The 20,254-nt window shown below is 62.4% G+C and carries 16 protein-coding genes; 8 read left to right on the top strand and 8 right to left on the bottom strand.

Annotated elements, in window-relative coordinates; genetic code table 11:
* From ACXYMS_RS15775 to ACXYMS_RS15755, 5 genes are all read right to left on the bottom strand, one after another.
* Positions 1-300 (bottom strand): HPr family phosphocarrier protein, encoded by a 300-nt coding sequence (locus tag ACXYMS_RS15775; RefSeq protein ID WP_458907767.1) that lies wholly within the window; start codon positions 298-300, stop codon positions 1-3.
* A gap of 4 nt (positions 301-304) precedes the next feature.
* The gene (locus ACXYMS_RS15770; RefSeq protein WP_458907766.1) at positions 305-703 is read right to left on the bottom strand and encodes a PTS sugar transporter subunit IIA; all 399 of its coding nucleotides are present in this window, start codon (positions 701-703) and stop codon (positions 305-307) included.
* A 142-nt stretch (positions 704-845) separates the two neighbouring features.
* On the bottom strand, positions 846-1,313 hold the full coding sequence (locus ACXYMS_RS15765) for an HPr kinase/phosphorylase (protein ID WP_458907765.1): 468 nt from the start codon (positions 1,311-1,313) through the stop codon (positions 846-848).
* Between the two features lie 10 nt (positions 1,314-1,323).
* The gene (locus ACXYMS_RS15760) at positions 1,324-3,006 is read right to left on the bottom strand and encodes a stimulus-sensing domain-containing protein (RefSeq protein ID WP_458907816.1); all 1,683 of its coding nucleotides are present in this window, start codon (positions 3,004-3,006) and stop codon (positions 1,324-1,326) included.
* A gap of 113 nt (positions 3,007-3,119) precedes the next feature.
* A complete protein-coding gene (locus tag ACXYMS_RS15755) occupies positions 3,120-3,836 on the bottom strand; it encodes a response regulator transcription factor (RefSeq protein WP_458907764.1) in 717 nt (238 codons plus the stop codon).
* Between the two features lie 257 nt (positions 3,837-4,093).
* On the opposite strand from ACXYMS_RS15755, the gene pckA reads away from it, so the two are divergent.
* The gene (gene pckA / locus ACXYMS_RS15750; RefSeq protein ID WP_458907763.1) at positions 4,094-5,686 is read left to right on the top strand and encodes a phosphoenolpyruvate carboxykinase (ATP); all 1,593 of its coding nucleotides are present in this window, start codon (positions 4,094-4,096) and stop codon (positions 5,684-5,686) included.
* Between the two features lie 259 nt (positions 5,687-5,945).
* On the opposite strand, the gene ACXYMS_RS15745 is transcribed toward pckA, so the two are convergent.
* Positions 5,946-6,839, bottom strand: coding sequence for a cell wall hydrolase (locus ACXYMS_RS15745; RefSeq protein WP_458907762.1), 894 nt, complete (start codon positions 6,837-6,839; stop codon positions 5,946-5,948).
* A 292-nt stretch (positions 6,840-7,131) separates the two neighbouring features.
* Positions 7,132-7,827, bottom strand: a complete 696-nt coding sequence (locus ACXYMS_RS15740) for an HAD family hydrolase (protein WP_458907761.1) — start codon at positions 7,825-7,827, stop codon at positions 7,132-7,134.
* A gap of 104 nt (positions 7,828-7,931) precedes the next feature.
* On the opposite strand from ACXYMS_RS15740, the gene ACXYMS_RS15735 reads away from it, so the two are divergent.
* The 7 genes from ACXYMS_RS15735 (at position 7,932) to ACXYMS_RS15705 (ending at position 18,871) form a co-directional block, all read left to right on the top strand.
* Positions 7,932-9,341, top strand: coding sequence for a protein adenylyltransferase SelO (locus ACXYMS_RS15735; RefSeq protein WP_458907760.1), 1,410 nt, complete (start codon positions 7,932-7,934; stop codon positions 9,339-9,341).
* A gap of 17 nt (positions 9,342-9,358) precedes the next feature.
* On the top strand, positions 9,359-9,913 hold the full coding sequence (locus ACXYMS_RS15730) for a gamma carbonic anhydrase family protein (RefSeq protein ID WP_458907759.1): 555 nt from the start codon (positions 9,359-9,361) through the stop codon (positions 9,911-9,913).
* Between the two features lie 102 nt (positions 9,914-10,015).
* Entirely contained in the window at positions 10,016-11,548 is a 1,533-nt protein-coding gene (locus tag ACXYMS_RS15725; RefSeq protein WP_458907758.1) for an acyl-CoA carboxylase subunit beta, read from the top strand.
* 11 nt (positions 11,549-11,559) lie between these two features.
* A complete protein-coding gene (locus ACXYMS_RS15720; RefSeq protein WP_458907757.1) occupies positions 11,560-13,539 on the top strand; it encodes an acetyl-CoA carboxylase biotin carboxylase subunit in 1,980 nt (659 codons plus the stop codon).
* Positions 13,539-15,653, top strand: a complete 2,115-nt coding sequence (scpA, locus tag ACXYMS_RS15715; RefSeq protein ID WP_458907756.1) for a methylmalonyl-CoA mutase — start codon at positions 13,539-13,541, stop codon at positions 15,651-15,653. The genes ACXYMS_RS15720 and scpA overlap by 1 nt, the downstream gene beginning before the upstream one ends.
* On the top strand, positions 15,650-16,060 hold the full coding sequence (gene mce / locus ACXYMS_RS15710) for a methylmalonyl-CoA epimerase (RefSeq protein WP_458907755.1): 411 nt from the start codon (positions 15,650-15,652) through the stop codon (positions 16,058-16,060). The genes scpA and mce overlap by 4 nt, the downstream gene beginning before the upstream one ends.
* A gap of 165 nt (positions 16,061-16,225) precedes the next feature.
* Positions 16,226-18,871 (top strand): bifunctional diguanylate cyclase/phosphodiesterase, encoded by a 2,646-nt coding sequence (locus ACXYMS_RS15705; RefSeq protein ID WP_458907754.1) that lies wholly within the window; start codon positions 16,226-16,228, stop codon positions 18,869-18,871.
* A 635-nt stretch (positions 18,872-19,506) separates the two neighbouring features.
* Here ACXYMS_RS15705 and ACXYMS_RS15700 read toward each other — a convergent pair.
* Entirely contained in the window at positions 19,507-20,232 is a 726-nt protein-coding gene (locus tag ACXYMS_RS15700; protein ID WP_458907753.1) for an SIMPL domain-containing protein, read from the bottom strand.
* Between the last annotated feature and the right edge of the window lie 22 nt (positions 20,233-20,254).

The raw sequence follows: 20,254 nt of genomic DNA, 5'->3' as shown, positions 1-20,254 counted from the left end.
CTACTCCGCCGTCCCCTCCACATCCTCGTCAAAGCCGTTGTTGACCAGTTCGACAATGGCCTCGAGAGCTTCGCGGGCCTGCTTGCCGGTGGCCTGGACCAGGATATTGGAGCCGGGGCCGGCCCCCAGCATCATCAGTCCCATGATGGAATTGCCGGCAACCGATGTGCCATCCTTGATCACGGCGATGGTGGCATCGAAACACTCCGCGGTCCGCACGAAGCGCGCCGAGGCGCGGGCGTGCAGGCCCTTGCGGTTCACGATGGTCAATTGCTGGGCGAGGGCCCTGCCGGCGTCCATGGCGTCAGCTGCCCAGGATCGAATTGGCGACGGTGATGTATTTCTTGCCCGCTTCCTGGGCGATGGCCACCGCTTCTTCCATGGTCATCTCGCTACGGACGCGACCCAACTTGACCAGCATGGGCAGATTGACCCCGGCAATGACCTCGACCTTGCGGTTCTGCATCACTGAAATAGCCAGGTTGGATGGGGTGCCGCCGAACATGTCAGTGAGAATGATGACGCCATCACCGCTATCGGCGCGGTCAAGCGCAGCCAGGATATCATCGCGCCGGCTTTCGGCATTGTCTTCGGGGCCAATGGCGATGGCTTCGACAAATTCCTGTGGACCAACCACATGCTCCATCGCCAGCTTGAATTCGTCGGCCAGCGCGCCGTGGGTCACCAGAACCAATCCGATCATGCAATTTCCCCAATCGACCGTCGCAACGGGCATGCCCCATCGCGACGGCTTTTCAGCCCCCCGCCTAGGCTGCAGCAGGGTGCCGTCGGCCAAGCGGGGCACAGTCTTGTCCCCATCCGAAAACGTTGCAAGGGATAATTTGTCACGTCTTTGCGTGTTGCAGGCTTGCGCGTACTGCTTCGGCCGCCAGCAGCATCTGATGGCCTAGACTCACCACGCCGGCCTGCGGAATAGGCGCTCGCGACAGCGGACAACCGAAGATTTCTGTCTGCAGCTCTTCCTCCTCGACCATGCGTGCGAGATCGGGAACCAAGTCGATGACCAGGTGCAGTCGTGCGCGCTGCCGATGCGGGCGACTGACAATGCCGCGCCCGCGCAATTCAATGAGGCCAGCCACCTGCGGCGGAGCGACCATGAAGATGGCACCACCCTCATCCACCAGGTCGACCCGGTCATCGGCGACCAGAAGGGCTTCCTGCCCCTTGCTCTCCCACCGGTCGAGCAAGGCCAGGGACAGAGTTGACTTGCCGGCACCGGAAGGCCCGCGCAGCAGCACACCGATTTCACCCAGGACGAGACCCGTCCCATGCACGTTCACTGGCTTGTTCATTCCGCCGAGTCTATTTGCGGGCCCGCGGCAGCACAATTGTAAAAATCGCACCGGATCGGTCCGAGCGATTCTGGGCGCGAATCCGGCCCTTATGGGCATCCACGACCTGCTTGGAGATCGACAGGCCCAGGCCCGAATGATTGCCGAAGCTCTCGGTCTCGGGACGGTCGGTATAGAATCGCTGGAAGATGCGGCTGACATCGCCGGTGATTCCCGGCCCCTCGTCAGTGACAGTGATGGTGATCCCCTCGCCCTCGGTAGAGACGGCAAGGGTCACCGTACCGCCTGGCGGCGAGAACGAGACGGCATTGTCGATAAGATTTGCGAAGACCTGGGCCAGCCGGCTTTCATGGCCATTGACCAGGGTGGTGCCGCGCCCGGACCGCTTGCCCATGACCACGGCAACGTCGCGGCCTGCCGCAATATCCTTCTGGATCGCGACCATGGCCTCGGCCAATTTTTCCACGTCGACCCGCTCGGCGCTTTCGCGTGCCAGTTCGGCATCAAGGCGGCTGGCGCTGGAAATGTCGGTGATCAGGCGGTCGAGCCGGCGTACATCGTGCTGGATGATATTGGTCAGGCGCTCGCGGTCCTGGGGCTTTTTGGCCAGCGGCAGAGTTTCCACGGCTGAGCGCAGCGAGGTCAGCGGGTTCTTGAGTTCGTGCGCTACGTCGGCGGCGAAGCGCTCGATGGCCTCGATACGGTTATAGAGCGCGTCAGTCATGCGTCTCAGGGCATCGGAGAGGTGGCCGATCTCATCGGGGCGATCGGTCAGGTCGGGAATTTCGGCGCGCGCATCGCCTGCCGTCTGCACCCGCTCGGCGGCGGCCGAAAGGCGCCGCATCGGCCCGGCAATGGTGCCGGCCAGCAGCAGGGAAAGCACAACCTGCACGCCGGCGGCGATCATGGCGATGCGCAATATGCTCCAACGCTCCTGCGCCACCACCGAATCGATATCGCCCGGCTCGGTGGAAAGCAGGATGGCGCCGACAATGGCGCGCAGCCGCTGCACCGGCACGGCGACCGAAACCACCAGTTGGTTCTGGGCATCGACCCGCACGAAATCGGCGGGAGCCCCCTGCAGGGCCGAGGCGACCTCTGGATAGCGGGTCCCCTCGTCGGCCTGGTATTCCTGATAGGTCGGATAATTGCCGCCGGGCGCCCAAGTGATGATGGCGTTGAGCCAGTCGAGGAGAAAGAACTGGCCGGTCTTAGAGGTATCGATGGCCTGCCGCAGCACTTCACCGCGCGCATAGATATTCTCGCTGTCGAGGATCAGCAGGCCCTGCCCGTCGTAAATGCGGGCGCGGGTGCGCGTGGGGGTGATGAGATTGCGCAGCAGGGGCGCCACCCGCTCGGGATTGATGGGAAATTCCAGCGTCGGATCGAAATAGGACAGTGGCGAAATGCTGCCCGATTGCGCATCCAGCAGCCGGTCGGGGTCGATGGAAATGATGTCGCTGTCCACCGTGGCCGAGGCGGCGATGGCTGCCGAGATGATCTCGCCCTGGACGCGAAGCGATTGCACACGTGCATCGATCAGCCCGGCGCGCCACTGGTTGAGATAGAGAATACCCACCACCAGCACCAGGAGGCCTGCCATGTTGAGCACAACGATGCGGCGGGTCAGGCTCGAAAAGATAGTAAAGTCGACAAATCGCCGGATCGCGTCGCCCAGCTTGAACAGCGGCATCAACACCAAACGCCAGCGCCGCCGGCCGGAACGCGATGCGCTATCGGCCGGAGCGGATTCCGTCCTGGAATCGTGCTCACCAGCATGCGGGTCGAGCGTGGCCACGAAGGTCCTTACTGCTCCTTGAAGCGATAACCGACGCCATAAAGCGTTTCGATCATCTCGAAGTCGTCATCGGTCGCCTTGAACTTCTTGCGCAGGCGCTTGATATGGCTGTCGATGGTACGATCGTCGACATAGACCTGGTCGTCATAAGCCGCGTCCATCAGCGCATTGCGCGACTTAACGACGCCGGGCCGCAGCGCCAGCGCCTGCAGGATGAGGAATTCTGTGACCGTCAAGGTCACGCGCTGACCCTTCCAGGTACAGGTGTGGCGTTCTTCATCCATAACCAGCGCGCCGCGCTCGATCAGTGCCTTGCCCGGATTTGCCTCCCCACCAGCCGTGCCGGTGGCGGAAGGATCGCGCGGGGCCGAGCGGCGCAAGATCGCCTTGACCCGTTCCACCAGCAAGCGCTGGCTGAACGGCTTAGTGATGAAGTCGTCGGCCCCCATCTTAAGGCCGAACAACTCGTCGATTTCCTCATCCTTGGAGGTAAGGAAGATCACCGGCACATCGGATTTCTGCCGCAGGCGCCGCAGCAGTTCCATGCCATCCATGCGGGGCATCTTGATGTCGAGAATGGCCAGGTCGCACTTGTCAGTGGTCAGACCCTCGAGCCCCGAAGCGCCGTCGGTATAGGTCGCAACCTGATATCCTTCCGCTTCCAGGGTGAGGGAAACGGAGGTGAGGATATTGCGGTCGTCATCCACCAGGGCGATCTTTGGCATGAGCTGCCTTTCTTCTCGTGACGCTTGCTTGGTTCTGGCGTGGCCCGGTTTCCGGCCCGCCGTTGAGCGACTTTGCAGGCGACAATTACGTACTAAATAAGGCGCGGACGGCGTTTGCGCCAGTACCGGCGCTTATTTCGTGCCGATGAGACTTCCGTCGTACGACCGATTTCGGGATGGCTGCGCGCCTCACCCCACCTCTATTTTGAACTCTATCACGCCACCCTGGATGGGCGGCAAAATGGAGAGTGATAGCGATGCCGGCGTTCAATCACATGAACCTCAGGACCAGAATTGCGGATGCTGCCTTGTCGCTGAGCGATAACGCCATTGCCCCTGCACTGGTTGCCGCTTCCATTGGCCAGGGCGGCGCCAGGCTGACCGCGGATGGCGCGCTGTCGGTGGAAACCGGTGCTTTTACCGGCCGCTCGCCCAAGGACAAGTTCATTGTCCGCGACGCGCTGACGGCGGAGAGGGTCTGGTGGGACAATGCGGGCGCGATAACGCCAGACGCGTTCGATGTGCTGCTGGCCGATATCGAGCAGCATCTGGGCGGACAGGCGCTTTACCGACAGGATCTGTTGGCAGGCGCAGACCCCCAATACCAGTACGACGTGACCGTCCTCACCCCCAGCGCCTGGCATGCCCTCTTCATCCAGAACCTGCTCATTCGCCGCAATGACGGCATCCCGGCCTCGGACCATGCAGCGCCAGTGACAATCGTTCATGCGCCGTTGTTCCAGGCCGATCCGGCTCGCCATGGCAGTCGAAGCGAAACGGTGATCGCTCTCGACATGAGCCGCAACATCGTGCTGATCGCCGGGACGCGCTATGCCGGGGAAATCAAGAAGAGCGTTTTCTCGCTGTTCAATTTCCACGCCCCCGAACAGGATGTATTGCCCATGCATTGTTCGGCCAATCTGGGGCCAGAGGGCGAGGCCGCCCTGTTCTTCGGCCTCTCGGGCACCGGCAAGACCACGCTCAGCAATGATCCCAACCGCCCGCTGATTGGCGACGACGAGCATGGCTGGAGCCGCAATGGCGTCTTCAACCTTGAGGGCGGGTGCTATGCAAAAACCGTCAATCTGAGCGCCAGGGCGGAGCCAGAAATCTTCGCCGCGACGCGCCGCTTCGGGACGGTGCTGGAAAACGTGGTGCTCGATGCCGACAATATGCCAGTGTTCGAGGATGTGTCGCTGACCGAAAACACCCGCGCGGCCTATCCCATCGACGTGTTGCCGTCGATTGCCAGGGGCAGTGTGGGCGGGACGCCGAAGACCGTGGTGTTTCTGACCGCAGACGCCTTTGGCGTCTTGCCGCCGTTGGCGCGGCTCTCGCCCGAACAGGCGGTCTATCATTTCCTTTCGGGCTACACTGCCAAGGTGGCCGGCACGGAACGCGGCGTCACCGAGCCGCAGGCGACGTTCTCGGCCTGCTTTGGCGCCCCCTTCATGCCGCTGCACCCCACAGTCTATGGCCAGATGCTGGCAGAGCGGCTGAGGGAAAGCGGCGCCCAGGCATGGCTCCTCAATACCGGCTGGATCGGCGGCGCCTATGGCATGGGCAAGCGCATCGACATCGCCTCGACGCGGCGCCTCCTGAGTGCCGCGCTGGATGGCGCGCTCGACCATGTCGACATGCGCTTTGACCCGCTGTTCGGCTTCGAGGTCCCGATGAGCGTGCCCGGCGTCGAGGAGCGCCTGCTCGATCCGCGCCAGTGCTGGGCCGATGGCGACGCCTATGACGCCCAGGCCACCAAGCTGGTCGCTCTGTTCCGCAAGAATTTTGAAAAGTTCGGGCCGGAGGCCAATGCTGAAGCCGGCCCACGGCTGCAACTGGCGGCGGAATAGACCGCTCTTCGCACGCACCATGGCGCCTCGGACTTGAATCCGAGGACCATTCCCAACGTGCTGCCTGGTGCGAGTGGTCCTCGGATCAAGTCCGAGGACGGCATCGGATGTGCGGCAGTGCTAGCGCAGATAACACAAAGGGCGCCAGTGGCGCCCTCTGAAGTACTCACCGCTCCGGTGCTTCGCCCGTCGAGCATAGCTCTCATCGCCTGCTCGCCTAGAATCGGTCCACTGGACGATTTTGCCTTTGGCCCGGCTCTCAGTTCGGTGAATAGAAGATGTGACTATCGACCGTCGCGACGCGGCTGAAGGTGTTGGACCAGGACGGGCGAACGGCTGTGGTGTGGTAGTAGAGCGCCGAACCGGGTAGCACGCCGATATCCTCGCCCAGGGCGAACTCGGCATAGACCTGCTTGGCCAGGTCCTGCGATCGGGCCCAGGCGCGACGTTCGCCCGGCGTGTCATCGCGGCCGTCACAGGCAAAGGTGAACTGGCAGCGATAGCGGCCCTTGTCGGCATTCTGATAGATCACGCCGCAGAGCGAGCCGGGGAATTTGGACGACCGGGCGCGATTGACGATGATGTTGGCCACGGCCATCTGGCCGGTGGCCGTTTCGCCGCGCGCCTCGTGATAGATCGCCTGGGCCAAGCATTCGCGCTCGCCATTGGCGATCTCAACGCGCCGCTCGGTCGGCTGATAACCGGCCTGGACATAGGAGGCCAGCAGGTCGCTGGTTACGGAAGGCAGTGCACGAGGCGACGGTTGGGTGAAGCTGGCAATGGCCGTAAGGGCAGTGTTGCCGCTCTCAAGAGAGCCACGGCCGATATAGCCCATCAGCAGGTCGCTGGTCAGTTCGGGCTGCGGGCCGGAGGGGGTCACGTCAACCGAGCGCAATTGCTGCTGGCGCTTTACATAATTGGCAAGCAGGGCCGGCGTCAGGGGTTGATGGCCGGGCGCCAGCGGCACGGCTTTCGGTCCAAGGGCCGGTTGCAGACGCAGCGTAGAAACTTCGGCGGGCATGGACACAGGCAGGGCAAGGTCGGTTTCGGCATGGGCCGGCGATAGCGTCACCAGCAGCACGAGCGCGGCGGCACCAAGCGCCAGCACGGACGAAACGGCTCGCGTGATGTTCTGCTGCCAGCCAGGTCTCAATGCGTAGTCCTTACCCCTGGGCCCATCCGGTACTGCCGGTGGGCCTTCTGATCCAGAGACTCTGTTTACCAAAGTCTCCGCACTTCCCGGCCGCACACTAGCCAAGGCAGCGGCAGGATGGAAGTCGAAATTTACTGCTGGTTAACCATAGCTGTTAGCGACTTAAGGCACAGTTAACGGAGCCGAAGGCCCAGGAAAACCCTAGAAATTTCCATGGTTTGGTCGTGCTGAACCGCGCCTTACCCGATTGGATAAAGGTTTAACGATTTCGGCGAATGGTTAAACGTGATCGCTATTCGGCTTCGAAGGCCGCCAAGTGGACATGGGCCAGGCTATCCATGATGAACACGCCAAGGGCGTGAATATCGTCATTTGGACCGACCAAATCGGGAACCATGATGGTCTGCATGCCGGCGGCATGGGCGGCCCGGACGCCCGAATGGCTGTCCTCCAGCGCCAGGCATCGCGTCGGCCCAACGCCCAGCCGTTCGGCGGCCAGCAGATAGGGTTCGGGATGCGGCTTGGGATTGACCACGTCGTCGCGCGTCACCACCGTTTCGAACAGGTCGAGCAGGCCGGCCGCATTGAGGTGATGCTCGGCATGGGGATGGCGCGAGGAGGTGGCGACCGCCGTGGGAATGCCGCGAGCGCGCAATTCGGTAATGAACTCGACCGCGCCGGCCTTGACCGGCACGCCGCCATGGCTGCGCTCACGCATGATGACGCGGCATTTTTCGTCGAACAGCGAATAGGGGAAAGCCACGCCATAGGCTTCAATCAGCAACTGGCTGGTGCGTTCATGGCTGGAGCCGACCATGGAGCGGTGTACGTCATGGGTCATCTCGAAGCCAAGCTCGGTGCACACATCGAAGACGATATCGCGGAACACCGCCTCGGTATCGAGCAAGGTGCCATCCATGTCGAATATGGCGGCCTCGAAGGGAGCCAGACGGATCGTGGCGGGAGCGGCAAGAGATTGAAGTGTCATCCGGGCTTCTATAGGCCGATTTGGCGGCAATCGCCAGACGGGGAAGCGCAGAGCGGGGTTGCAGCCGCGACGAACGAAATGGCTTCTGCTAGCGTTGCGCCACCATGACACAATTTGCTCCCGCCAAGACCCACCAATTGCTGGGCGACGATTTTTTCGACCGCGTCGCGCCTGCCGATTTCCCCCAGATTATCTTGCGCCACCGCGACCAGCGCTGGGCCGAACGAATCGGGCTGGGCGGGCTGAGCGACACCCAATGGCTCAGCCATTTCGGACGCTTCGAACCCCTGCCCGGTTCGCTGCCCGAGCCGCTGGCGCTGCGCTATCACGGCCATCAATTCCGCTCCTACAATCCGGAACTAGGGGATGGACGGGGATTTCTGTTCGCCCAATGCATGGACCCGGAGGATGGTCGGCTGCTCGATTTTGGCACCAAGGGGACCGGAAAGACGCCCTGGTCGCGCGGCGGCGACGGACGATTGACGCTCAAGGGCGGGGTGCGCGAGGTGCTGGCCACCGAGATGCTGGAGGCGATAGGCGTCTATACCTCCAAAAGCTTCGCCCTGGTCGAAACCGGAGAGCAGCTCTATCGCGGCGACGAGCCCTCGCCCACCCGTTCCGCGGTGCTGACCCGGCTGAGCCACAGTCATATCCGCATCGGCACCTTCCAGCGACTGGCCTATCTGGAGGACAATGAGAACCTGCAAAAACTGCTCGATCATTGCATAGCGCATTATTATCCGGCGCTCATCGATGTCGAGGACAAGGCGGTGGCCTTTCTCGAAGCGGTGGTGAAAAACGTCGCCCGGCTCGGGGCACAGTGGATTGCTGCCGGCTTCGTGCATGGCGTGCTCAATACCGACAATATCAACATTACCGGCGAGAGCTTCGACTATGGACCGTGGCGCTTCCTGCCACACTATGACCCCGCTTTCACCGCTGCTTATTTCGACGAGACTGGGCTTTATGCCTTTGGCCGCCAGCCCGACACCCTTGCCTGGAACCTGACCAGGCTGGCCGAATGCCTCCTGCCCCTCAGTTCAATCGAAAAGCTCGAACCGGCCCTCAATAGTGTGTGGCCGGTTTTCCGCGAAGAATTGCCAAGACAGATGCTGCGGCGGCTGGGTCTCAAACCGCGCGGCGTGGAACAGGATGGGGCCTTTGTCACCACGCTGTTCGGGTTTCTCGCGGCCAGCAAATCTCCCTATGAACAATTCTTCTTCGACTGGCGCGGCGGGGTCTTGAGCGCAGAGCGAGCAGCAAAAAGCCCCTCGGCTGCGCACTATACCACCGACGCCTTCCGGCCGATGGCCGACCTGCTCGAAGCCTATGGTCCCGCTGACGAGGTCAATCTCGATCACGCCTATTTCGCCCGCGAAACACCGCGCAGCATGCTGATCGAGGAGATGGAAGCCATCTGGGCGCCGATTGCCGAACGCGACGACTGGACCCTGTTCGAAAGTACGCTTTCGGAAATCGCCCAGATGCGCGAAGCATATGGCATCAAGCCGTAAGCTCAGGGAGAGAACCCATGCCCATTTTTGCCCTCGATGGCGTTGCGCCCCGGATCGACGAGAATGTCGGCTGGATCGCGCCGACCGCGGTGCTGGTCGGCGATGTATCGGTCGGCCCCGAGGTGGGCATCTGGTTTGGCGTCGTGGCGCGGGGCGATATCGAGCCCATTTCCATCGGCGCGCGCACCAATGTGCAGGAAAACTGCGTGCTGCACACCGACAGGGGCTTTCCGCTTATGATCGGAGACAATGTTACCGTGGGTCATTCCGCAATCGTCCACGGCTGTACCATTGGCGACAATTCGCTGATCGGCATGGGCGCGACCGTGCTCAACGGCGCGGTGATCGGGAAGAACTGCCTGATCGGCGCCAATGCGCTGGTGACCGAGGGCAAAATCATCCCCGACAATTCGCTGGTGATGGGGGCGCCGGCCAAGGTCGTGCGCGAGATCGACGCCGAAGGCGTTGCGAGTCTAGCCGCGTCGGCAGAGCGCTATGTGCAGAACGCCAAACGTTTTGCCGCCGGGATGAAGCCGGCGCTGGGGCATGGGCCGGCGTTTGATCCGGCCTGATTCTGGCACATAGCGCGGAAGCCATTTGCCTTTTTGGTCCAGTCCCGCCAATCTCGGATTTGACTGTCCGGTCAAAAACAAGAGGCAGTGGAGGCCCGAGCCATGCAGAAGATTCTTACCGCCCTTGAAGGCAAGCGCGCCGAGGCGCGGCTGGGTGGCGGGCAAAGGCGCATCGACATTCAGCATGGCAAGGGAAAGCTGACGGCGCGCGAGCGGCTCGATGTCTTGCTCGATCCCGGCTCGTTCGAAGAATACGACATGTTCGTCACCCACCGGGCGGTGGATTTCGGCATGGAAAAGCAAATCTATCCCGGCGATGGCGTGGTGACCGGCTGGGGCAATATCGAGGGGCGGCTGGTCTATGTGTTCAGCCAGGACTTCACGGTCTTCGGGGGATCCCTGAGCGAGACGCATGCGAAGAAGATCTGCAAGATCATGGATCTCGCCATGCAGAATGGCGCGCCGGTCATCGGGCTCAACGACAGCGGCGGGGCGCGCATCCAGGAGGGCGTGGCCTCCCTGGGCGGCTATGCCGATGTGTTCTGGCGCAATGTGCAGGCCTCGGGGGCCATTCCGCAGATTTCGGTCATCATGGGGCCCTGTGCCGGCGGCGCGGTCTATTCGCCGGCGATGACCGACTTCATCTATATGGTCGAGGACACGAGCTACATGTTCGTGACCGGACCGGATGTGGTCAAGACCGTCACCAATGAAAGCGTCACCCAGGAAGAGCTGGGCGGGGCGTCGACGCACACCAAGATTTCCTCGGTGGCCGACGCGGCCTTTGCCAATGACATCGAGACCCTGCTCGAAGTGCGGCGGCTCTTTTCCTATCTGCCGCTGGCGGCCGGGCAGAAACCACCGCGCATTCCGACGCATGACCCCATAGACCGGCGCGACGACAAGCTCGACACCATCATCCCGGCCAGCGCCAACACGCCCTATGACATGCGCGAAGTGATCGAGACCGTTGCCGACGAGAGCGACTTCCTCGAAATCCAGAAGAACCATGCCGGCAATATCCTTTGCGGCTTCATTCGACTCGATGGCAACACAGTGGGCGTCGTCGCCAACCAGCCGCTGGTGCTGGCGGGGTGCCTCGACATCAATGCGAGCAAGAAGGCCGCGCGCTTCATCCGCTTCTGCGACAGTTTTGAAATCCCCATCCTGACCTTTGTCGACGTGCCGGGGTTCCTCCCCGGCGTGGCGCAGGAATATGGCGGCATCATCAAGCATGGGGCCAAACTGCTGTTCGCCTATTCGGAAGCCTCGGTGCCGCTGGTCACCGTCATCACCCGCAAAGCCTATGGCGGCGCCTATGACGTGATGGCCTCAAAGCACATCAAGGCCGACGTCAACTACGCCTGGCCCTCGGCCGAAATCGCCGTCATGGGCGCCAAGGGCGCGACGGAAATCCTCTATCGCTCCGAACTCTCGGACAAGGAAAAGATCGCCCAGCGCACGGCCGACTACGAATCGCGCTTCGCCAACCCCTTCGTCGCCGCCGAACGCGGCTTCATCGACGACGTGATCATGCCGCATGGAACAAGAAGGCGCGTGATCCGGGCGTTCTCGACACTGCGACACAAGACGTCGGTTATGCCCAAGAAGAAGCACGACAACATTCCGCTGTGAGGAGCCACACCATGATCACCAAGCTCCTCATCGCCAATCGAGGCGAGATTGCCTGCCGGGTCATCAAGACCGCCAAGCGCATGGGCATTGCCACCGTCGCGGTTTACTCCGATGCCGACCGCGAGGCGCTGCATGTGCGCATGGCCGACGAGGCCGTCCATATCGGCCCCTCGCCGGCCAAGGATTCCTATCTCCAGATCGACAAGATCATCGCCGCCTGCAAATCCACCGGCGCGCAGGCGGTGCATCCCGGCTACGGTTTCCTGTCCGAAAACCCAAAATTCGCCGAGGCGCTGGACGCTGCCGGGATCATCTTTGTCGGACCGCCGGTCAAAGCCATCGAGGCGATGGGCGACAAGATCACCTCCAAAAAGCTGGCTGCCGCAGCGGGCGTCTCCACCGTGCCGGGGCATATGGGCCTGATCGACGACGCCGAGCACACCGTCACCATTGCCAAATCCATCGGCTATCCGGTGATGATCAAGGCATCGGCGGGCGGCGGCGGCAAGGGCATGCGCATTGCCTGGAACGACGCGGAAGCCCGCGAGGGGTTTGAGCGCTCCAAGTCAGAGGCGGCAAGCTCGTTTGGCGATGATCGCATCTTCATCGAAAAATTCGTCACCGAGCCGCGGCATATCGAAATCCAGCTGATCGGCGACAGCCACGGCAATGTGCTCTACCTCAACGAACGCGAATGCTCGATCCAGCGGCGCAACCAGAAGGTGATCGAGGAGGCGCCCTCGCCTTTCCTCGACGAGGCGACGCGCAAGGCCATGGGCGAACAGTCGGTCGCACTGGCCAAGGCGGTGGGCTACACCAGCGCCGGCACGGTGGAATTCATCGTCGACAAGGATCGCAAATTCTACTTCCTCGAGATGAATACGCGGCTGCAGGTCGAGCATCCGGTGACCGAACTGATCACCGGGCTGGATCTCGTCGAACTCATGCTGCGCGTGGCAAACGGCGAAAAACTGCCGCTGACGCAGGCGCAAGTGCAGCGCAACGGCTGGGCCATTGAGTCCAGGCTCTATGCCGAGGATCCCTATCGCAATTTCCTGCCCTCGACCGGGCGCCTGACGCGCTATCGCCCTCCGGCGGAGAGCGCGACGGATAAGCTGGTCGTGCGCAACGATACCGGGGTGTTCGAGGGTGGCGAGATTTCCACCTTCTACGATCCGATGATTGCAAAACTCTGTACCTGGGCGCCGACGCGCATAGACGCCGTGGATGCCATGGCGGTGGCGCTGGACGCATTCGAGGTGGAAGGCGTGGGCAATAATCTGCCGTTTCTCTCCACCGTCATGGACCAGGCGCGCTTCCGCGAGGGACGGTTGACGACGGGTTATATTGCCGAAGAATTTCCCGAGGGCTTTTCCGGTGCTGAGTTGAGCGAGACGCATCACGCCGATGTGGTGGCCGCCGCCGCGCTGCTGATGGCGCGCCGCGAGCAGCGCCGTCTTGGGGCCGAGACGGAAAGCCAGTGGCATGTGCAGATTGGCGACAAGGCCGAAACCGTGACCCTGCACCAGAAGGGTCTGGAAACGCTCGTAGACATGGGCTGGCGCAGCCAGGCGGCGCATCTGCATTGGCAGCCGGGCGACACTCTGGCGCGGCTGGAATGGTCGGGCGGCGGACTGGCCGTGCTCAAGGTCAATCCCACCACCTCCGGCTTCCGCATCCGCTATCGCGGCGCCGACATGAAGGTGCTCGTGCTGCGGCCGCATGTGGCGCAATATCTCAAGCACATGCCGATCAAGGTGCCGCCCGACATGAGCAAGTTTCTGCTCTGCCCCATGCCGGGCCAGGTGGTGCGGATCGATGTCAGCGAGGGTGATGTGGTCGAAGACGGACAGACGCTGGCCATTGTCGAAGCCATGAAGATGGAAAATGTGCTCAAGGCCGAAAAACGGGCGCGGGTGAGCAAGGTGCATGTGGTGCCCGGCGCGGTGCTGGCAGTGGATCAGGTCATGCTCGAATTCGAGGCGGTGTGATGAGCGAGCAAGAGGAGAAATGGGCTGCCCTTGCCCAGCGCGAACTCCGCGACACGCCGCTGGCCTCGCTTGAACGCGACTATGGCGGCATTCCCGTGCAGCCGGTGTATTTCGGCGAGAACTCGGAAATCCCTGGCGTCGAGCCGTTCACCCGGGGCGTGCGGGCGACCATGTATGCCAATCGCCCTTGGACCATCCGCCAATATGCCGGCTTTTCCACGGCACGGGAAAGCAATGCCTTTTACCGGCAGGCGCTGGAAAAGGGGCAGAAGGGGCTTTCGGTCGCCTTCGACCTGGCCACCCATCGTGGCTATGACAGCGACCATCCGCGCGTGGTCGGCGATGTGGGGAAGGCGGGCGTCGCCATCGACAGCGTGGAAGACATGAAGGTGCTGTTCGAGGGTATTCCGCTCGACCAGATGAGCGTTTCCATGACCATGAATGGCGCGGTCATCCCGGTGCTGGCCATGTTCATCGTCGCCGCCGAGGAACAAGGCGTCCGCCAGGACCAGCTCGAGGGGACCATCCAGAACGACATCCTCAAGGAGTTCATGGTCCGCAACACCTATATCTATCCGCCCGAGCCCAGCATGCGGATCGTCGGCGACATCATCGCCCACACCGCCCGCCACATGCCGAAATTCAACTCCATCTCGATCTCCGGCTACCACATGCACGAGGCCGGGGCGACGGCAGTGCAGGAGCTGGCCTATACGCTGGCCGACGGCATGGACTATGTGCGCGCCGCCCAGAAGCGGGGCCTCGATATCGATGCGTTTGCCGGGCGCCTGAGTTTCTTTTTCGGCATCGGCATGAACTTCTTCCTCGAGGTGGCCAAGCTGCGCGCCGCGCGTCAGCTGTGGAGCCAGATCATGACCGATCTTGGCGCGAAGGACCCGCGCAGCAAAATGCTGCGCACCCATTGCCAGACCTCGGGCGTATCGCTGACCGAGCAGGACCCGCACAACAATATCGTGCGCACCACCATCGAGGCCCTGGCGGCAACGCTGGGTGGCACGCAGAGCCTGCACACCAATTCCTTCGACGAAGCCATTGCGCTGCCGACCGAATTTTCGAGCCGTATTGCCCGCAATACCCAGCTCATCTTGCAGCATGAAAGCCGCATCACCGATGTGGTCGATCCGCTGGGTGGCTCATATTATGTCGAGGCGCTGACTGCCGAACTGGTCAAGGGCGCTCGCGCCCTGATCGACGAGGCCGAGACGCTGGGCGGCATGACCGCTGCCGTGCAGTCGGGCGGGCCCAAGCTCGCCATCGAAAAGGCCGCGGCCATCCGGCAGGCGCGGGTGGACCGGGGCGAGGATGTCATCGTCGGGGTGAACCGCTACCGGGTCGAGACCGAGGAAGAGATCGAGCTGCGCCAGATCGACAATGCCAAGGTGCGCGCCGAACAGATCGCCCAGTTGGAGCGCATCCGCGCTACGCGCGACGAGGCCGGGTGCCAATCCATGCTGGCCGCCCTGCGCGAATATGCGGCCAAGGACGAGGGGAACCTGCTCGAAGCGGCTATCGAGGCCGCCCGCGCCCGCGCCACTCTGGGCGAGATTTCCCTGGCCATGGAAGATGTTTTCGGGCGCCATCGCGCCATCACCAAGGTGATTTCCGGCGTCTATGCCGGGGGCTATGGCGACGATCCGCAACTGAAATCAGTGACTGACCGGGTCGCTGCCTTCAAGGCATCGCGCGGCCGGGCGCCATCCATCTTCATCGCAAAGATGGGCCAGGACGGGCACGACCGGGGCGCCAAGATCATCGCATCGGCCTTCGCTGACCTCGGCTTTGTGGTCCATATGGGGGACCTCTTCGAAACCGCACCGGAAGTGGCAGCCCATGCCGAAGAGATGAAAGTGGATGCGGTGGGCGTGTCATCTCTCGCCGCCGGGCACAGGACGCTGGTGCCCGAACTGATCGCGGCGCTTAATGCGCGCGAACTGGGTGAGGTCACCGTCATTGTCGGCGGGGTCATTCCCGAGCCGGACTATGATTTCCTCTACGAGGCGGGCGTCGCCGCCATTTTCGGCCCCGGCACCAATGTGCTGGACGCGGCATTTTCAGTGCTCAACGAGATTGAGGGAAGGCTGAGCAATCGATGATCGGTCGCCTCAATCACATTGCCATTGCCGTGCCCGACCTTGCGGCCGCCGCTGGGAAATATCGCGACCAGCTCGGCGCCGTGGTGGGCACGCCACAGGCGCTGCCCGAGCATGGTGTCACCGTGGTCTTCATCGATACCGGCAATACCAAGGTCGAACTGCTCGAACCGCTGGGCGAAGCCTCCCCCATTGCCGCCTTCCTCACCAAAAATCCGGCGGGCGGCATGCATCATCTCTGCTTCGAAGTGCCCGACCTTGCTTCTGCCATTGCCCGACTCCAGGCTGATGGCGCAAGGGTGCTGGGCGATGGGCAGCCCCGTATCGGCGCCCATGGCCGCCCGGTCGTGTTCCTCCATCCAAAAGATTTTAACGGCACGCTGATCGAACTTGAAGAAGTGGCTGACTGAGCCGTTTCCGCCGCGTTTACCAAACGGTCACATAGGCGGGATGGTAAGGCACTCGTCAACGCCTCGGCGAATAGTATCGTCCAGGACACAGAACGTGTCGGGCGCTCAGGCGAGATAATGAACCAAGGTCGGGCAGACAAACATCGAGGAGATTGGCGGCGCACTATGGCCGTGCCGGTACTGCTCGCGCTGGTCGCCATGCTGCTGGCTGGCGTCCTTCTCGACCGCCAGAGCCAGCAGATTGCCGAAAGTCGCCTTCGGGCCGACACCCTGCAGCAGATCTCCATCATCCGGGCCAAGCTTGAGGGGCATATCTCGAGCAATATCCAACTGGTCAAGGGCCTGGTCTCGGTGATCGCCACCGAACCGGACCTGGACCAGGCGCGCTATGACGCGTTGGTCAGCAATCTCTTCGATGAAGACAGCCAGCTGCGCTCGATTTCCGCTGCACCGGATCTCGTGATCCGCATGACCTATCCGCTTGAGGGCAATGAAGCGGCAACCGGGCTCGATTATCGTGTGACGCCGGCGCAGTGGCCGGCGGTGCGCGACGTGCTCCAGACCGGGAAGCTCAACATTGCCGGACCGATAAACCTGGTACAGGGCGGCCGTGGTTTTGTGGGGCGTTTTCCAGTCTATGTCGGGCATGGCGATAGTCGCCGGTTCTGGGGCCTGGTATCGGCCGTGGTCGATGTCGACCGGCTCTATGCCGATAGCGGCCTTTATAATCCCGACCTCCCTTTCGACATTTCCATCTCTGGCAGTAACGGCACGGGAAGCGAGGGCCGGCGCTTTTATGGGCCCGACCTGAGCGCAGAGGATCCTGTGGTTGCCGATGTGGTGCTCCCCTCAGGCAGCTGGCAGATCGCCGCCGTACCCAAGGCCGGCTGGGGCGCCGATCCGGTGTCCACCTGGCTGCTGCGCGGCATGATCCTGGCCGCCGGCGCATTGATCCTGTTGCCGGTCTTCGTCACCAGTCGCATGATCCGCGAGCGCCACGACCACATCCACGAACTGGGGAACAGGGAAGTCGAGCTGGCTCGCCTGACCCGCAGGCTCAACCTGGCGGTCGACGTGTCCAAGGTCGGGGTGTGGGAAATGGACATGCGTACCGGCGTTGAGACTTGGGACGAGCGGACCAATGAAATTTATGGCCTGCCCGATGATGGCGGGCCGCGCAGCCACGACCACTGGCGCGCCGCCGTGCATCCCGAAGATCGTGAGCGCGCCGAGATTGATTTTCGTCGCATGATTGCCAGCGGGCGCTATCAATCGGATTATCGCGTCTGCCTGCCCGATGGCGGTCTGCGTCATGTCCGCTCGGTTGCGGCGCTGTTCAGCGAGCCGGGCCAACCCGACAAGGTGGTGGGCGTCAACTGGGACGTGACCAATGACGTCGAACTCAACGAGGATCTGCGCCGCGCCAAGCGCCAAGCCGAGGCGCGCAACAATGAACTCGAGGCCGCGCGCATCCGCATCGAGCACAATGCCCTGCATGACAGCCTGACGGGATTGCCCAATCGGCGCTATCTCGACGAGGTGCTGATGAGCCATGCGGCCGATGGCTATCATGGCAGCGGCTCGATCGCGCTGCTGCATATCGATCTCGACCGCTTCAAGCAGATCAATGACACGCTCGGCCATGCGGCAGGCGACGCCATGCTCATCCATGCCAGCAAGGTGTTGCGGGCCAATTGCCGGGAAACCGATTTCGTGGCGCGCATTGGCGGCGACGAATTCGTCATCCTGTCCAGCGCCGGCCCCAGCGACGCGCGGCTCAAGCTGATCGCCGACCGCATCGTGCGCGAAATGCGCCGCCCTGCCGTGCATGAAGGGCATGAATGCCGCTTCGGCGTCAGCATCGGCGTTGCCGTGTCGCGTTCGGCCGATATCGATGTGCGCCAATTGCTGGTCAACGCCGATATTGCGCTTTATCGCGCCAAGGCCCTTGGCCGCAGCCGGCATGAATTCTTCTCCGAAGCCCTGCAGGCCGAGGTGATCAACACCAAGCGGGTGGCGGACGAGATTCTGAAGGGTCTCGATAACAATGCCTTTTTCGCGCATTACCAGCCCCAGTTCGATGCGCACACCCTTGACCTGGTGGGCGTCGAGGCGCTGGCGCGCTGGCAGCATCCCGTGGACGGACTGAAGGCGCCTGACAGCTTCATGGACGTGGCCGAGGAAATCAACGTCGTCGCCCAGATCGACCGGCTGGTGCTTGAGCAGGCGCTGGCCGACCTGGCGCGCTGGGATGAGATGGGCCTCAACGTGCCGCGGGCATCGGTCAATGTGTCACTGCGGCGCCTGCATGACGAGGGGCTGATCGAAAGCCTCAAGGCCTTGCCACTGGCGCCGGGCCGGCTCTCCTTCGAGCTGGTCGAATCCATCTATCTTGATGAAAGTGACGGCATCGTCGCCTGGAATATCGACCAGGTGAAGGAATTGGGCATCGATGTCGAGATCGATGATTTCGGCACCGGCTATGCCTCCATCGTCTCCCTGCAGAAACTGCATCCGCGCCGGCTCAAGATCGACCGGCAACTGGTCAAGCCCATTCTTGACCAGCCAGCGCAGCGCCAACTCGTCGCTTCCATTGTCGATATCGGCAAGTCCATGGATATCGAGATCGTCGCCGAAGGCGTCGAAACGATGGAACATGCCGCCATCCTGCGCGATCTGGGCTGCGATATTCTGCAGGGCTATGCCTTTGCTCGGCCCATGAGCCGCGACGCGCTGGAAAGTTTCCTGCGGGAAAATGCATGGGCTTCCAACCGTGCCGCTGGCAAGCTCTCCCCTGTGAGGAAAGTCTAGGCGAGTAGGTGCGCAACCCGCTGAAACCCACGGTGAAGCATGGCTTCGTAATATAATGTGGCAAACGCGACGCTTCTCCTCCCCCTCGATGGGGGAGGCAGCGACACTAGGCCCGACGGGCCGTAGCAGAGCTGGTGGGGGTGCGTCACGCATTGGTGGGCATTGACTGACAACCAGCCCGCCAGTCCCCCACCCTACTCCAGCCATCAGCGTACATCGCTCATGGCCTTCTCTGCTCCAATCACGTCACCGGCGTGATTGGCCCTGCGGGACGGGCCGAAGCCCCGCAAGGGCGCGAGTTGGCATCGTGCCTGTCGAAACAAAAAGTAATCCCCGCCCCTCGATCCTGCCCCATACTCCCATCTATCACTCCCGCGCGGACGGACTGCAGCGAACTTTGCGGGGGGAGCCGGGCGGAACTGGGTCGCTCCAGTTGCGCGTCTAGGAAGCGGTCACCCTGCGACGAGCGTTCAATGGGGTCCGGAGTCCTCTACGAAAAACCGGTGTCCCGAGGCGGCGACGTCTCTATCTACTAAAACTTACTGAGACGCACGCGCCTCGGGACACGTCCATTTTCAGAACCGGAGGCCGAAAGGGCTGGCCGGCACTTGCCGCTGCCCCAAGGAGCGACTTTGTCAGTCCACGAGGAAATAGGTGATGGTGGTCACCACCCGCACCTTCTTGTCGATCTGCTTCTCCGGCCGGTCATTGGGGATTTCCACGGCGGGCAGGATTTCGAACACGCCCTGGTTAGCGGTCTGGATATCGCCCACTTGTGCCCCCGATTCGGTGGCGAATTGTTCGGCCGTTTCCTTGGCGCGCTGCGTTGCCTCTGTCAGCATCTCGCTCTTGAGGTCATTGATGCCGGTAAAGACGAAACTTGCACCGGCACTATAGGCATCAGAGGAAAACACCACGCCCTGGCGCAGCAGGTCCGCGACCGAGCGACTGGCCTCGGCAAGATCCTGCACCCGGTCGGTGGTGACCAGCATGTCCTCGGTGAGCACGAAGCGGTATTCGTCATTCATCGAACCGGCGCTGTAGCCGGCGGCGCGATCTTCCACCAAGACATTCTGCACCTGGATTTCATCCTCGGCAAAACCACGCGCGTCAAGGAAGCCGCGAACCGAGGCTTCCGATGTTTCAAGGCTGGAACGGGCAGCTTCCAGGGTGGGGCCGGTGGCGACGAAGCGGATCGGCCAGAAGCCGAGATTGGCCTCGACCGAACGTTCGGACAGCCCCTTGACCGTCACCACCCGCAGCGGCTGGCGGCTTTCCACCAGCGAGGTGCCGACAAACCAGCCCGCCAACGCAATTCCCAGCGCCACACAAAGCGCTGCAACAATACCAGCCAATTTCATGTTAGGTCCCTCACCCTATATC

Source organism: Devosia sp. CAU 1758, assembly GCF_054482695.1.
The sequence above is the reverse complement of the archived record's forward strand: the minus strand, read 5'-3'. Positions and strand labels throughout refer to the sequence as shown.

Coding starts and splice junctions, on each gene's coding strand:
- ACXYMS_RS15700 (WP_458907753.1), bottom strand. CDS start 20,232: ATGAAATTGGCTGGTATTGTTGCAGCGCTTTGTGTGGCGCTGGGAATT.
- ACXYMS_RS15720 (WP_458907757.1), top strand. CDS start 11,560: ATGATCACCAAGCTCCTCATCGCCAATCGAGGCGAGATTGCCTGCCGG.
- ACXYMS_RS15765 (WP_458907765.1), bottom strand. CDS start 1,313: ATGAACAAGCCAGTGAACGTGCATGGGACGGGTCTCGTCCTGGGTGAA.
- ACXYMS_RS15755 (WP_458907764.1), bottom strand. CDS start 3,836: ATGCCAAAGATCGCCCTGGTGGATGACGACCGCAATATCCTCACCTCC.
- ACXYMS_RS15735 (WP_458907760.1), top strand. CDS start 7,932: ATGACACAATTTGCTCCCGCCAAGACCCACCAATTGCTGGGCGACGAT.
- ACXYMS_RS15740 (WP_458907761.1), bottom strand. CDS start 7,827: ATGACACTTCAATCTCTTGCCGCTCCCGCCACGATCCGTCTGGCTCCC.
- pckA (WP_458907763.1), top strand. CDS start 4,094: ATGCCGGCGTTCAATCACATGAACCTCAGGACCAGAATTGCGGATGCT.
- ACXYMS_RS15775 (WP_458907767.1), bottom strand. CDS start 300: ATGGACGCCGGCAGGGCCCTCGCCCAGCAATTGACCATCGTGAACCGC.
- mce (WP_458907755.1), top strand. CDS start 15,650: ATGATCGGTCGCCTCAATCACATTGCCATTGCCGTGCCCGACCTTGCG.
- ACXYMS_RS15770 (WP_458907766.1), bottom strand. CDS start 703: ATGATCGGATTGGTTCTGGTGACCCACGGCGCGCTGGCCGACGAATTC.
- ACXYMS_RS15725 (WP_458907758.1), top strand. CDS start 10,016: ATGCAGAAGATTCTTACCGCCCTTGAAGGCAAGCGCGCCGAGGCGCGG.
- ACXYMS_RS15730 (WP_458907759.1), top strand. CDS start 9,359: ATGCCCATTTTTGCCCTCGATGGCGTTGCGCCCCGGATCGACGAGAAT.
- ACXYMS_RS15705 (WP_458907754.1), top strand. CDS start 16,226: ATGGCCGTGCCGGTACTGCTCGCGCTGGTCGCCATGCTGCTGGCTGGC.
- ACXYMS_RS15760 (WP_458907816.1), bottom strand. CDS start 3,006: ATGCCGCTGTTCAAGCTGGGCGACGCGATCCGGCGATTTGTCGACTTT.
- scpA (WP_458907756.1), top strand. CDS start 13,539: ATGAGCGAGCAAGAGGAGAAATGGGCTGCCCTTGCCCAGCGCGAACTC.